This is a genomic window from Lederbergia galactosidilytica (assembly GCF_017873565.1).
Taxonomy (GTDB): domain Bacteria; phylum Bacillota; class Bacilli; order Bacillales; family Bacillaceae_C; genus Lederbergia; species Lederbergia galactosidilytica.
In genome coordinates this window covers 1-14101 of the sequence record NZ_JAGGKH010000037.1, presented here as the reverse complement: position 1 = coordinate 14101, position 14101 = coordinate 1, and the positions used below count along the sequence as shown (strand labels likewise).

The 14101-nt window shown below is 34.8% G+C and carries 18 protein-coding genes and 1 pseudogene; 2 read left to right on the top strand and 17 right to left on the bottom strand.

What is annotated here, in order from left to right; all coding sequences use genetic code 11:
- Positions 1–371: 371 nt before the first annotated feature.
- From J2Z23_RS21830 to J2Z23_RS21780, 11 genes and pseudogenes are all read right to left on the bottom strand, one after another.
- Positions 372–976 (bottom strand): annotated as a pseudogene (locus tag J2Z23_RS21830) (hypothetical protein).
- A gap of 76 nt (positions 977–1052) precedes the next feature.
- Positions 1053–2321 carry a hypothetical protein gene (locus J2Z23_RS21825; protein ID WP_057988697.1) on the bottom strand — a complete coding sequence of 423 codons (1269 nt, stop codon included), beginning with the start codon at positions 2319–2321 and terminating at the stop codon, positions 1053–1055.
- Positions 2322–2447: 126 nt separating this feature from the next.
- A complete protein-coding gene (locus tag J2Z23_RS21820) occupies positions 2448–2624 on the bottom strand; it encodes a hypothetical protein (RefSeq protein WP_165589663.1) in 177 nt (58 codons plus the stop codon).
- Positions 2625–2968: 344 nt separating this feature from the next.
- A complete protein-coding gene (locus J2Z23_RS21815; RefSeq protein ID WP_057988698.1) occupies positions 2969–3151 on the bottom strand; it encodes a hypothetical protein in 183 nt (60 codons plus the stop codon).
- A 28-nt stretch (positions 3152–3179) separates the two neighbouring features.
- The gene (locus tag J2Z23_RS21810; RefSeq protein ID WP_057988699.1) at positions 3180–3860 is read right to left on the bottom strand and encodes a DUF3885 domain-containing protein; all 681 of its coding nucleotides are present in this window, start codon (positions 3858–3860) and stop codon (positions 3180–3182) included.
- Between the two features lie 48 nt (positions 3861–3908).
- Complete coding sequence (locus J2Z23_RS21805) at positions 3909–4355, bottom strand: hypothetical protein (RefSeq protein ID WP_057988702.1); 447 nt, start codon at positions 4353–4355, stop codon at positions 3909–3911.
- Positions 4352–4684: a hypothetical protein gene (locus J2Z23_RS21800; RefSeq protein ID WP_057988704.1), complete on the bottom strand. Its 333-nt coding sequence runs from the start codon at positions 4682–4684 to the stop codon at positions 4352–4354. The genes J2Z23_RS21805 and J2Z23_RS21800 overlap by 4 nt, the downstream gene beginning before the upstream one ends.
- A gap of 22 nt (positions 4685–4706) precedes the next feature.
- Positions 4707–5060, bottom strand: coding sequence for a hypothetical protein (locus J2Z23_RS21795; RefSeq protein WP_057988707.1), 354 nt, complete (start codon positions 5058–5060; stop codon positions 4707–4709).
- A 332-nt stretch (positions 5061–5392) separates the two neighbouring features.
- The gene (locus J2Z23_RS22490; protein WP_225344101.1) at positions 5393–5551 is read right to left on the bottom strand and encodes a hypothetical protein; all 159 of its coding nucleotides are present in this window, start codon (positions 5549–5551) and stop codon (positions 5393–5395) included.
- A gap of 21 nt (positions 5552–5572) precedes the next feature.
- Complete coding sequence (locus J2Z23_RS21785) at positions 5573–6418, bottom strand: DUF1835 domain-containing protein (RefSeq protein WP_209975357.1); 846 nt, start codon at positions 6416–6418, stop codon at positions 5573–5575.
- A 27-nt stretch (positions 6419–6445) separates the two neighbouring features.
- A complete protein-coding gene (locus tag J2Z23_RS21780) occupies positions 6446–6802 on the bottom strand; it encodes a hypothetical protein (protein WP_057988709.1) in 357 nt (118 codons plus the stop codon).
- Between the two features lie 837 nt (positions 6803–7639).
- Here J2Z23_RS21780 and J2Z23_RS21775 point away from each other — a divergent pair.
- On the top strand, positions 7640–7843 hold the full coding sequence (locus J2Z23_RS21775) for a hypothetical protein (RefSeq protein WP_057988711.1): 204 nt from the start codon (positions 7640–7642) through the stop codon (positions 7841–7843).
- Between the two features lie 115 nt (positions 7844–7958).
- Here the strand turns inward: J2Z23_RS21775 and J2Z23_RS21770 are convergent, their stop codons facing one another.
- From J2Z23_RS21770 to J2Z23_RS21750, 5 genes are all read right to left on the bottom strand, one after another.
- Positions 7959–8600: a Vat family streptogramin A O-acetyltransferase gene (locus J2Z23_RS21770; RefSeq protein ID WP_057994176.1), complete on the bottom strand. Its 642-nt coding sequence runs from the start codon at positions 8598–8600 to the stop codon at positions 7959–7961.
- A gap of 140 nt (positions 8601–8740) precedes the next feature.
- Positions 8741–9277: a GNAT family N-acetyltransferase gene (locus tag J2Z23_RS21765; protein WP_057994177.1), complete on the bottom strand. Its 537-nt coding sequence runs from the start codon at positions 9275–9277 to the stop codon at positions 8741–8743.
- Between the two features lie 36 nt (positions 9278–9313).
- The gene (locus tag J2Z23_RS21760; protein ID WP_209975355.1) at positions 9314–10177 is read right to left on the bottom strand and encodes an alpha/beta fold hydrolase; all 864 of its coding nucleotides are present in this window, start codon (positions 10175–10177) and stop codon (positions 9314–9316) included.
- A 93-nt stretch (positions 10178–10270) separates the two neighbouring features.
- Entirely contained in the window at positions 10271–11881 is a 1611-nt protein-coding gene (locus tag J2Z23_RS21755) for an ABC transporter permease (RefSeq protein ID WP_209975353.1), read from the bottom strand.
- The gene (locus J2Z23_RS21750; RefSeq protein WP_121448716.1) at positions 11881–12795 is read right to left on the bottom strand and encodes an ABC transporter ATP-binding protein; all 915 of its coding nucleotides are present in this window, start codon (positions 12793–12795) and stop codon (positions 11881–11883) included. The genes J2Z23_RS21755 and J2Z23_RS21750 overlap by 1 nt, the downstream gene beginning before the upstream one ends.
- Before the next feature lie 143 nt (positions 12796–12938).
- On the opposite strand from J2Z23_RS21750, the gene J2Z23_RS21745 reads away from it, so the two are divergent.
- Positions 12939–13526, top strand: coding sequence for a TetR/AcrR family transcriptional regulator (locus tag J2Z23_RS21745; RefSeq protein WP_209975351.1), 588 nt, complete (start codon positions 12939–12941; stop codon positions 13524–13526).
- Positions 13527–13606: 80 nt separating this feature from the next.
- Here the strand turns inward: J2Z23_RS21745 and J2Z23_RS21740 are convergent, their stop codons facing one another.
- On the bottom strand, positions 13607–14008 hold the full coding sequence (locus J2Z23_RS21740; protein WP_057988726.1) for a hypothetical protein: 402 nt from the start codon (positions 14006–14008) through the stop codon (positions 13607–13609).
- Positions 14009–14101: the final 93 nt, after the last annotated feature.

Genomic DNA, 14101 nt, shown 5'->3' with positions numbered 1-14101 from the left:
CAAAGGCCGGAGGTATGGGCAGAAACAATTGGAAGGCTGGCGTCTGACTCGGGATGCAATGTGACGGGGACAATAGTTAATGGTTTTTTCGGCATCAAGAAAGCACCTCCTTCAGTTGATACATTGATCATACTAGGAGGTGCTGCGTAAATATATGCGTTGTTTAATTGGGGGGCTTACTGTAAAACAAGTGTTAAAACGGTTGCTAAAGATGATCCAAGACCATATACTAATTCTTTAAGTGATTTGATGTTTTCTCCACGGTAAGTTAACTAATTAGTATAGGTCCCTTCCTTTTTCCATCAAAGCCCATAAGTTTAGCGAGAATAGAGTTCTTAGATTAACTAAATAAACCTAAATAAATTTTCCCTCTATATAACAAATTCGAAACCCGTCGGTTTTTGAAATGGAACTTTATACTCTTTAAAGACAAATTTAAACTTAGAGGTATTGTCGGGTAATGCAGGCGATACAATGAAAGTAAAGGTTTCATGTCCCATCGATCCTCCACCGCCATCATTTCGACAATCATAATGTGTATTTTCTCCTTCTATTGACAGTTCAAAATGGGTATGTTCTCGCTGATGCCACTCAGATACATCATCAGTAGAGTTGCTGTCAATATTCAAATGAACAACACTTGCATTTCCAAACTGTCGTATAAAAGTTACCGAGTAAAATGTATCATCTTTTTCAAATGACTTTAATATCGGTACATTTTTAAGAAATCCTTTTGGCTCTACAATTGGTTTATATATATTTCTTCGTGTAGAAAATCTGAAAAGATGCTGTCGAGGAAATCCTCATAAAAGTTATATTTTTTTGACCAACTTGCAATAAGATGTTTAGTTGGAAAACCCGGATTATTGTTCGAAAGATCCTTTCGTTGCTTAATTAAATGACATATTTCTTCATCTATTGATTCTATCTGTTCATCATAGTGATCCGTTGGTGGTTCAAATGCCATTCGCTTCAAATTCTCGCCTCCAAGAAAAATAACTTAGTTTATTTTAAGCTGGTAAAAGAGATACTTGTTGAGAGTTCTGCTTTTACTACAATTCACTCAATTCAACAACTTCCCCGTTATTCGCCTTTACTGCATATTGACAATCTAACTTTCCACATAATACATAGTAACCTTGCCCAAAATCATAAACATAATATGGTGTCAGCTCAATAAATTCTTTTATTTTTTCAAACGCTTCCTCTTTTGTAACCTTTATTTCCTCTGCTTCTTTTAACTCCATATACTCTTTTAAAAACGGCTTATTATCCATGTAATTCAATACTTCATAAGTCTCCGAGTCAATGAATAGCTTCATTTTCCTTCTAAAGACACGCTCTTTCTGTTCCTTTGCCTTTAAAGTTGCATGGATGTATCCCTTATCTCGATATAACGACTTTAATGTCCATTTTCCCGAATCATTCGTGTATTCTTGACTTAAAAATTTGCGAATGGTATGGATACACTTTTTAACATCTTCCTCTGTGATTGGCCGCAAATCCGGGTGTGGTTCACACTGAAATGCTTGATCAGGTGTAACATTTTCAATGAGTGATATTATTTTACCTTGGAAAGGTTTTTGAATTTGATCATCCCATTCTATCACTTTGTCCATTTGCAAAGGAAACTTATCATCTACAAAGAATTCATAGGGCAAAGTAGAAGAACCATCATTTTTAACATAAATCTCCTCTATTGCAAATGCAGGAACGAGCTTCTTTTGTTCAATGACTGGAAACTCAATTAGCTTCAATTGTTCCTTTGCTAACTCTTCTACTTGTTCAAGAGATAGTATATACTTTTCTTTTTTCACAAGTTTTTCAGAGGGAAACTGTCCATATACAGAAAATAAGGTGAGCCTCCCTTCTTTATCTAGTTTAAATTCAATATAACCAGACGGAGAAACTACAATCCCATCTATACATTCCTTGAAATGAAGCTCTCTTTCTTCCTCCTTCCAGAACTCAAACTGCCTTCCATAATTCAAACCCGTTTCCTTTTCAATCCACTTGATAATTTCATCCCTGTTATTCAAATCAAACGTCATACCATTAACAGTTGATATTCCCTGACTAAAAATCACATGTTTTGTCTTTCTTGAATGGATGTCTATCTCAATACTTACTGTCCCTTCTGGGTTATAGGTTTCATCATCCCAATTATTAATATGATTTGGAAACCATTCCATGCTTAGGCTATAAACCGTTTCTTTGAAAATTGTCGTACTTCGGTAAATATCAAATGTATGTAAATAGTATTCGTGTAAGCAGTATTTTTCTCTTGTAAAGTTAATCAATTCTTCTATTCTCTTATCCATCTAAATCCCCTTATATTCTCTTTTTTCTTAATGTTCCCGTCCAAATGCTTTTGTCTTAATATTTTCCTTATTAAGGAATTCTTCTATTTTTTTCTGTTCTCTTCCATTCACCACACCCCATTTTATTCACGATTTATTTGGAAACAGCTTATTCCCTATCAGCCCTCCGATTAAGGCAGATAATCCAGCAATTATCACAGAAGTAATAAGGCTTGTGTTAGGGATTAAATACTCCGATAAAAAAACCATTATTCCAACAAATATTCCCGTAAATAATGCCATTCCAATGCTTACTTTTCTCATAATAGCCCTCCAATATTAATTCCCTTCACTTTTTATTAATTCGTTAGATAAGGAGATTGGAAGTCCTCGATAAATAATCCCGTTTCCTTAACAACTTCTTTAGCTTTCGCACACTCTCTACTTGCACCAATATACATATAATAATCGTCCCCAAAGTGAACAAAGAATTGCTTCTTAAAGCCTAATTTACACCAAATCGCATTCCGTAAATGTCAACCTGGCTAAATCTTGAACTTCCTGTTCAGTCACCGCTTTCCCTATCCAAATCTTTGAGAGGAATTCATTAGCCTTTTGATTTCTAACCTCGTCATGCCATTGCTCCAAGGCAGTTACATAAACCCTATTCAAACCCATTTCAGCCATAAATGTAGTGATGGCATTGAGGTACTTTCCTCCGTAATTTGATATTCCTCTATACTAACCTTTGTCCCAACCTCTGAAAAACAAGTCCATTCTTCAAGGTCGAGATAACTTCCATCAGCATCCCTTTTTACTGGATCATATTTTGTTATTCTCCAAGAATTCAATAATTAACTCTCCTTCATACAGACCATTTCAAGATTCACTAAAACGTTGTTCTATCTCTTCACGACAATATTCATCCATCCAATCAGCATATTTCTCATATAACGGGCGTATCGTTTCTATATCACTTGCGATAACTTCGCATCCTCGATCATCATAAATGTAAAGAATCACATTGTTAGTGACATTAATAAAATATACATCTGGAAAGTATAAACCATAAGGATTGTGTAACCTTGGCTTTAAGGGCGGGAAGTCCTGGTTGCAAATCGCCTTTATTAGCAAAGGATAATGAATATCTTGTTTACGACATTCTAACGAGAGCTGATTGGTACACATTTCATCAGCTTCTTCTTCATCAAACATATAGGGTAACGTTTCCTGTTTTAAGTGAAAGCGAACATCTTTGTTTTTTATATAATGGCTATAGACCTTGATTTTCTTTTTACTGCTTCTTCTATAATCCTTATATTGATAAACATTCGTAACCAAAAGAATTTTATCTTCATCTGAGAAAAGTTCATTGAAAAGGGAAGTGGCTTGATCATAGACGGTATTAAAATAATCAGGATTTAGCTCATCGGTCTCCACTTTAAATTGATACAGTCCCTTGGCTAAAACAAAATTAATACTTTTATTGCATTGATAATAAAGACTTGGCTTCAAAACAAGTCCAGGGAAGGTAATGTTTATATATTCATTTAATTCCATTCTTTATTGTCCCCGATCTAGTACAATCTGTTTAGCTTGATAAGTATTTTAATCCTCTGTTTTTTCATTCAAAACCCAAGGAATAAGAGCTTCGAAATCTAATTGCAAAACAGGGCGTGGCAACTCGTCATGTACAAACACTAACTCTTTCCCCAACCCAAACGTAAAGTTCTCAATTACCGCTGTATTGATATCATTCCAATCAGAATCTGTACAATACTGTCCCTCTACTAATCTACCAACTATATGATAGCTCCCAATATATAAGCATAGTCTATCTTCCGTTTCACCAAACTCAGATAAATGGTTTGGCTTAGTAGGATTAATTCCTAACGCAGTAAATACCTCTATTATGGATTGATCTAAATGCCTAACTGCTTCCATATAATTTTTACAGTACAAACAATTGCAGAGTTCAATATCTTTTTCATAGAATTGTCTTGTTTTACCTACATCAACTTCAAATGACCAATTCAACAGCCTGATTAGTTTCATTCTGTTCCCTCACAAGAAGTTTTACCCTTATTTCGATATGGATACAATACTTCATCAACCCATTTTTGGAACATGACATACGCCTCTTCATCCGTTTTCACAGTACCAATATACCCTCCCAAAAACTTTTCGCAAAAATATCCCTTATCAATAAAAAGCTCTTTCCTTTCACAATCCGTTTTAAAATCCTCAAAGAATAAATCCATGGAACCATCCTGCCTTACCCATGCTATTCCCTCAATTAATGGGTTGAGTTCATCCTTCCAGTTTCCTACATGTAAATGATATCCCGTATAGTTTTCCGAATCAAAATACATTTGCTTATTCATGCAATCCGCTCCAATTCGTATATTATAAAAAGCCATTTTGTACTTTTGCATAGAATCTCGCACTGGTAGATGGTATGAATTTTATATTGTAGTTTATTCCTATTTCCTGCTTTACCTTTTCTGTTAAATTGAGCCCAATTCGATTAAATTTATCTTCCAGCTTGATCCCGTTAGGAAGCAATTTATCTCGTTCCCAATCTAACCAGTTCCCATACTTTACTGCCCAAGACGATAATTCCTCTTGTAAACTAGCTGAAATCGGAACATCTCCTATGTCAAGATTACATCCACATCTATTGCACCAAATTGGATCTGCCCCAACATCTCCTTCAATTTTTAAATCATTTGTTTCACCGCTAGCACAACAACAGTTCAAGGATGACAACCTCCATTTTTAATTAAAAGTGGATACTCCCTTAATCGTCAACAAATGCCCTTTGCTACTTCAATAAAAAGTTGTTCCAAATTGCTTCATCAACCATAAAGTACCCCTCGTGTGAACACCCAGCCAATATACATTGATCATCTTGATAAAACATGAGGTCTTCTGGCAGTTCCAAACCATTCCAGCCAAAAAGGGAATGACTGCGTTCTTTTAAAAATTCTCTTGTCGCATTATTGAGTTGAAAACAATAAACATATGCTGTTCCTTCGCCAAGTCTGGTAGTTTCCCATTCTCGTTGAATTTTCCTTTTAATCAGATGTTCTTCAATCTGCTATCAATATATCAACATAAGCTAGACGTTCTTCTTCAATCTCCATCATTTGTCTATTTTCAACAAAAGCAAAACGATTGCAATGTTTCGATAATAAGTCTATCAATTGTTTATAGCGTTTCCCCTTAACATTCTCCGAAACGTCCAGCATTTCCATTCCTTCCTAGCAATACTAATCGCTTTCATTTCTATTTAGCTTCAAACTATAAAAACATCTTGACCTCAGATCACCTTCTAGTTCAAATACTCCAGAATTAATTAACTTCCTTATTCGATATTCGAGAAAAGCATCCCCTAAATATTGATCCAGATGCCCTAGCACTTCTCCAATTACTCTAGCTACACTTATAAATTCATTTTGTTTACCGAACAGCCTTTTTGCCTTTTTCACAATAAAATCATCATAGTAATCTTCAGTGATACTTTGAAGCCTCCCATTCCGCCATACTCTTAACGTTTCATGACTTTCACCAAGAGAAAGCCATTCCCTTTCTAACTCTTCTCGATCATGGTCCGTAATTAATGTTAAAAACTGACCAAAATCCTGTTCATAAATAAATTGCAACTTCTCGGAAGGTATTTCACCTGTATGAAGTACCTTGTATTTTACCTTTTTTACCTGAAAAAGCTCTTTATATGCTGCTGTCGTATTAATCATCGTAATATCAATGTTTTTCTCCTTTAAAAGATGTACAATATACCGCATTCCTGTTTGTTCATGAGCGTTATCAGAAACCCAAATAGTCACATGCTCGCCATCAGGTATAAGGTTAATTTGATTCATTACCATTTCGAAACGTTCCCTGTAACCATTGTATTCAAAGAACTTATCGCTCATGGATTGTTTCATCCACTCATCTCTTGATTTTACGCCAATCTCTTCACTTAACTTCCAGACTGGGCCTACCGAAAATATATCATTAAAGAAAATTATCCTTTCCTTCTTATCAAGACCCATCTTTTTTAAAGCAAACTGCAAACTACCTGAAGCTGATGCACTTGATAGAATATGTATCATCCTTTTTACTCCTCTGTTTGTTCCATTTCATATAAAAACTGGTACTTTCTTAATCGTCAACAATTGTCCTTCTGACAGCAATATTTGTTTTGGGTCACTAATCTCATGTAACAATATTTTTGATTTTTCCCGTACCTTCATTTCAACTTTGTTCGAATTTAATAAATTAGCTATTTGTACAGTACAGACTTTATATGAAGCAGTATGGTTACGAATATACTGTAATAGTTCACGTAACTCCCATTCTTTTTCAATTCCATTCATTATTTCTAATTGAACTGGATAATCGAAACCTGGAATAATATCATCCGCCACTGTTAAATCTAGTGTTCCAGTACCTAATCCCATTTTTTGATCTGATGCTAAATAATAGTAATACGTCATTTTATAACCCTCATTTATGTTGATAATTAATTGCTATCCTAGTAGATTTCATCACTCTGTAATTTAATAATAACCTCTAATACGGTATTGTCTATATGATAGTTTCAGTTTCAATTCCCGTATACAACATATAGTGGTTACAACACCCTAACTCAGTAATTTGAGAGAATGACTGATACTTGAATAAAAAACAAAGAGCTTAATAGAGGAAAGAAAATGGTTGAGATAAGAGGTAAAGAATAAAGAGAAAAATATTGAAAAGATATTGATTTGTAATTGAGTGCGATATTGGATAAACCGAATAAGAGCAAGGATTAAAACAAAAAGAATAGGGAAGAAAAAGATCTCTTTTCTCTCCTCCCTTTCATCTGTTATCCGAGTTTTTATTGATCTGTATTGAAAAAAGCAAACATTTATTATTACAGAAATGGTGGTGATGTTAGCAAGAGTTTATTATGACAAGAAATTGTTTAATATTGATCTACAATTCCTGTACAACCATAATAAACCCCTTCTTTTTTCCACCTCTCCAACCCGCATTCCACCGTTTCAGTCATAATAAAGATTTGCTACGGAACCCCTATTTTGAAGGTTTTTCGGTTCAAAAATGATCGTTTTTCGGGCCTTTTTCGGCTGTTTTTTCATGGTTTTTTCGGAGTTATAATAGAGTTTTGCTAACAAAACAAAGATAATGGAGATAAGAGGTCTAGAATAAAGAGAATAATATAGGATGAGTATTGAATTGTTATTGAAATTATATTGAATGAGATATTGAAGAAACCCAGTAATATCAATGGTTTAGGTACATAACCTTATTGAAAAGATATTGAAAAAGATATGAAAAAACTCGGGATCCTGATTAGGAAAGCCCGAGAATTTATTGGATTATTTCTGAAAAAGCAATTGTTTATTATGACAGAATTGGTGGTGAAGTTAGCAAGAGTTTATTTTGACAGTCAAGTGTTTATTATTGATCTACATAGTAGAATGAAGAGTTTTAGATACAAGAAAATAGATTTGCTACTTAAATTACTTTCTTAACCTTTTGGTACAAAACCCACCAAGTAAGTTATCATCCACACTACCTTTAAGAAGTGAATTATTTTAGAATATAGAATCAGACCGAACCTGTTATAGCATCCAGTTCGATATTATTTTAATTGTTCATTTTCAATTTATCTATATGTCCACCTATTATGAATTCGAGATTATCACTAATTTTCTTAGAATCCCAATCCCACCACTTTATGGTTAGCCATTCCTCTATTACTTTATCTGAATAACGTTTTTTTATAATTTTTGCAGGATTTCCTCCAACAACCGTATAAGGGGCTACATTTTTTGTAACAACAGATTGTGCAGCAATAATTGCTCCATCTCCAATTTTGACTCCAGGCATAATTGTTACATCTCTTCCTATCCATACATCATTTCCGACTTCAGTATCTCCTTTAATCGGCAGGTCGTCTAGGGAAGGTACATGCATTTTCCACCCACTGCCAAACAAATGGAAAGGATACGTTGAGCCATCCATTTGATGGTTCGCTCCATTCATAATAAATGTTGATCCTGGACCTATCGAACAAAACTTTCCTATAATCAGTTCATCACCTATTACTTCATAGTGATATAGAACTTGTTCTTCAAATGACTCTCCATGTTTACTATCGTAGTACGAATAGTCACCAACGGAAACATTTTTTCTTGTTATAGTTGGCTTAATAAATTGAACATTTTTATTTCCTTCTAATGGAAATGGCGTTTGTGGATTTGGTCCAGGAAAATTTTTAGCAGACATAAACTCACTCCTTTATTTCATTGTTTAAAGATGACTTACTAATTTAATCACAACGCATTATTTTACACGGGCCGAGGCAGCGAGTTATATTTTTCAAAAAAGATATAATTAATAGTCATATTCTTGATTTCAATTTACATTTATTCAAAAAACACACTAGGATATTCAACAACTCCTGAAACTTTATCGAGTGTATTTTCACCTAATTCAATTGCCATGAATGCCTCATCCGGTACTTCAAAAGGAGCTTTTATACCCCAAGTAGATGCTTTTTTGAACCCGAACTTCGGATAATACTCTGGATGCCCCAAGACAACAACTGAATGAAATCTTAGCTCTTTTGCTTTTTTCAATGCTTCACTAATTAATAACTTACCTACGCCTTGATTTTGATATTCCGGTAATACAGATACAGGTGCAAGAGCGAGTGACTCTACAACTTGAACGTCATTCTTAATTCTGATCTTGGATAATAGAATATGTCCCACTATTCGATTATCATCATTATCCATCGCCACTAAAGATAATTTCGGAATAAAGACATTTGAGTTTCTAATTCGACACACCAAATTATGCTCATTTTTATCACTATGTTCTGCATTAGCAAATGCACATTTTACTACTTTTTCAGTTATTTTATAGTCCTTAACCTGTTCTTGTTTAATTATTATGTTCATTTTCTTATAGCTCCTGTTCGAATACAAATTTTCACTTTACTCTTTCCCTAGAAATGTTGTAATAACTCGGGTAAACTCTTCAGGTCTCTCTTTCTGCGGCCAATGTTTACACCCTTCCATTACATACATTTCGGAGTCCTTAATAGCCTCATGTGCTTCTATCGCATGTTTTATAGGAACTGTCGCATCTTTTGAACCATGAACGATTAATGTTCGTTTCTTAATTTCAGATAAACTTTCTGCCAACTTCGTTCTAAGTCCCGTTCGTGTAATCTCACTTCTCTGAAATGACATAAATGCTTTACCAGCATGTGGTTCTTGTAAAAAGGCATAAATTTCATCTACAAGTTCTTCTGATACATTATTAGGATTTCCAAACAAACTATTTAGCAGAGTCCACTTCACAAATCTTCTGCTTTTACTTGACCATTTATACGAAATCTCATTTAGGAATGATTTTGTATACCAATATGATAAAAGATGGTAAGGAAGTTTACTAAATAGCCCCCATGCACCTACTAATACTAGCTTTTCTACTCTAGCTGAATGTTCGAGCGTAAATCCAAGAGAAATTCCTCCACCTAAAGATAGTCCAATCAAGTTAGCCTTTTCCAGGTGAAGACTATCCATTATTTGTTTCAAAATATCAATGTAAAAGGAAAGTGAATATTCTACATTAGGTTTATCACTTTCTCCATACCCAGGAAGGTCAGGGGCAAATACACGGTGTTTTTTTGATAAAAGACCTATTACCTCACTCCAAGAAATTTTTGCTGAATCAACTCCTGCTCCATGCAAAAGTATCACTGGAGAACCAGATTCCCCAGCCATGTAGCAGTTGACATCTATATCATTTAGTTTAAGTTTTACCGTTTTAATTTCTGGCAAGTTTCCTAGCATAGTAATCCTCCTCTAAAGATGTTTATTTATCAATGGTTAGCTTAACAGTACGATCTGAAAGCTATTCTACAAAATTTAGACTACTCAAAGAAATCACCCAGAAATATCCCGTCTATTATATCCACTAAAACCAATTATAGATAGTACAAAAGAAATCAGTATTAATACCACCATCGCCATAAAATTCACGTTATCTATCGGAATTTGCGGGATATAATCAAAGACTGACAAGTTATTCATCCATTCCGGGAAGTCAAACAAGTCTCCAAGATAGACAACAACAAAACAAAAGACAACATAAAGCCAAATCAATCCAGTTAGCTTTGGAACTACCCCAACCAATCCTATTACAAGGCTAATTACTACCCATATCGCTGGTAAATAAACATAAGCCGAAGCAAAAGTTGTATCAAACGATATCGCTTCATCCATCACTACTTCACCTACCGACCATAACCCCAGAGCAACAAGGGATTGCATGATAAAACTGACAACAACCGCTAAGAGAAAGTGACTACCTAGTACACGAGTTCGTGATATTGCACGAGTATAATAGTTTTCTGTAAGATTCCTCGTCTCTTCACCTTTTACCTTTAATATTACCATCACTGCAGGAACAAGGCTGATCAATGACATGATTGCCATTAGCAATGTAATAAATTGCTCCGTCATCGTATAATCTGAATCGATCACAATAAATGCTTGCATAAACTCATTTTCAGCAAAATAGGTTTCTAAATCTCCTAAAATTGCCCCAAAAGAGCTACTTAAAATAAACAGTCCAATAGCCCAAGCAATTATATTCGTACGCTGTAACCTTAAAGCAAGTCCCAATGATGTTTGTAAAAATGGGGAAGCGTGTGTCTTACCTTTTCTTGCTGCTATAAATCCAGCCCCCAAATCACGTATAGAGTGTAAATAAAAAGCAATAACTCCAAACATAATAGCAACGATACATGATAATACAACCGGCCACCAATCATTTTCCACAAATACGCCAGTTTTAACTGTCCAGCCAAGTGGCGATATCCACGACAGTTCCTCACTACTCACATCTCCTATGGCTCGAATAAGATAAGCTAGTATTAATAACATAAAAGAAAACATAGTAGTTCCTCTTGATGTTTCTGTAACCTGAGCAAAAACTGCTGTGAAGCTAGCAAATAGAAGCCCCGTTGCACCTAAAATGGAACCATATAATAAAGACCCTTCTAAATCCACACCCTCTATCCCAAGGGAAGCCAAGCCAATCCCTGTTAAAATAGCTAGTAAAATATTTGTTGATACGATAACAATCATTATCGCACTTACAGATGATAAGCGACCCACAGAAAGAGCCCGAACCATTTCAATACGACCCTCTTCTTCATCCCCACGTGTAGCCCGCCCTACAAGTAATATACTCATGATAGCTACTGCAATAGCCGTAAAGAGCAACATTTCATTGGCAAACACGGCACCTACAGAATTTACATATTCCTCCATTTCATAACCTGTTCCAAGCATCGCCACCATAACCGGATTATCCATTGTCAGTGAAGCAGCTTGCCTCGATTCTTCATCGTTATAAATACTTGGGTAAGCAGAAGCAACAGACAAGGTGATTCCTATCAAACCAATCAACCAAACGAGGATTTTAAATCGTTGTTGTTTAAAATAGAATGCTGTTAATTGATTCGTCCCTTTAAAATATCTCGCAACCATTATAACGACCCCTCCATCTTAGAGTTAGAGTATTCTTCGCCTTGATAATGACGCATAAACAAGTCCTCTAATGTTGGTGGGGAACTTTCTAATTTTAAAATCCCAAACTCAGCTATATACCGAATAACTGTATCCATTTCCTCTGCATCTACTTGAAGAGTAAGCTCTGAATCTTTTTCTTCCAAATTATGAATTCCTTTTAGTTCGTTTAGAGAAGTTATATGTTCTTTTGTTTTAATCGTTAAATGAGTACGGGTTAAGTGTCTTAGTTCATCTAATGTTCCTGTTTCAATAATCTTCCCTTGACGGATAATCCCTACCCGATCACATAATTTTTCTACCTCTGATAAAATATGACTCGATAGCAGAACACTTTTACCCGCTCTTTTTGCATCAAGAACACATTCCTGGAAAATATTTTCCATCAACGGATCAAGTCCTGACGTCGGCTCATCTAAAATATATAGATCGGCATCAGATGCAAACCCAGCTATTAATGCAACCTTTTGTCTATTCCCTTTCGAATACGTCCGGCTCTTTTTCGTTGGATCAAAATTAAATTTCTTTATTAGTTCCTCTCTTTTTGTTAGATTTGTACTTCCATTCATCTTCATAAAAAGATCAATTACTTCCCCACCAGTTAGATTTGGCCATAGATTCACATCGCCAGGTACATATGCTATACGTTTATGAATGTCAACCGCATCGGCCCAAACATCCTTACCAAAAACTCTAGCCTCTCCCTGTGTAGCCTTTAACATACCAAGTAATATTCGAATGGTCGTTGATTTCCCCGCTCCATTTGGACCAATGAAACCAAACACTTCCCCTTTTTTCACTTCCATATTCACACCATCTAATGCCGTAAACTTACCAAACCTTTTCTTCAAATTGGTTACTTTTAATATACTCATATTTCAATCTCCTTTTTAGTTATGAAATATTTTTATCCATTTAGTTCATAATATATAAAATTACTGGTTCTTGCAATAGTTTTTGAACTATTTATATTGTTTTATTACATATTTTTTATTAAACTATCAATGAGGTGAAGAAAATGGATGGGTTTGAAAAACGTAGGGAGCTAAAGAAAAGAGACATATTAGAAGCCGCATTAGCCTTATTTATGGAGTATGGAATACAAAAGGTATCCATTACAGAAATAGCTAAAAAGGCCAATGTATCGCAAGTCACCATATATAATTACTTTGAAAGTAAAGATAATCTAGTTCGTTTAGTTTTTAAGTTTTATGTTGATGAGATATGGGATGAACAAAAACGTCTATTAGTTAATGACCTTCCATTTAATGAGAAGATTAAAAAGATTATATTTGAAAAAGGTATTGCCGCTAATCAAATAAGCGAACGATTTTTTCAAGACTTTATGAAAGATTATGCAAGTGGGCAGAGTTATGTTGAAGAAGTATATCAAAAGGAAGCCCTTCCACTCTTCATTAAACTTTTTAATGAAGGTAGAGAACAAGGATATATTGACTCTGAGATATCAGATGAAGCTATTTTATTCTATTTAAAGATGTTTCAAGAATATTTGCAGCGTGAAGATGTTGTCATAATGACACTTCCAATAGCAGAGGATCTTACCAAGCTGTTCTTTTATGGCATAGCTGGTAGGAAAGAAGATTAAGATGCTGCCCAACTAGAAAAGTTGGGCAGGACTTTTTAAATTAAGTAGCTTTTAGGACAGAAAACTTGTTTATTTTCGGATTACTCCTTGGGCTTATCTCCAATTAAGCCAAACAAGAACATTTGAGAGAAAGCATAATTATTGTAAATTTTTGAAACAACTGATGGAATTGTCAAACCATAATCCAAGTAGGTGTTTAAAATTTGCTGTGTAAAATCTTTCTGATTCGTTAAAGCACTTTCCTGCAATTCCTTTACTAACTGTTTACTAACTTTTTCCCTTCCACCAAGTGCTTGTTGCAACTGATAGCCTGCCCTATACAATTCAGTAGCAAGATCTTCATCTGATTTCTGGTGTTCAGCTACATAGTTAGAAATCCAATCCCGCACTAGCGAAGAAGCATCTTTATTATTTTCCTTTGCGATCTGTTGGAAACTCTCTTTTAGTCCCTTCGATATACGTAAATTCAAATTCGTATCCATTTGTAACTGCTAGACTAAAGTGGACAGATTCTGCTCGATAGAATTGAACACTTTCTGCCAAAATAACTCTCAATCAGTTAAAATATTTACGTA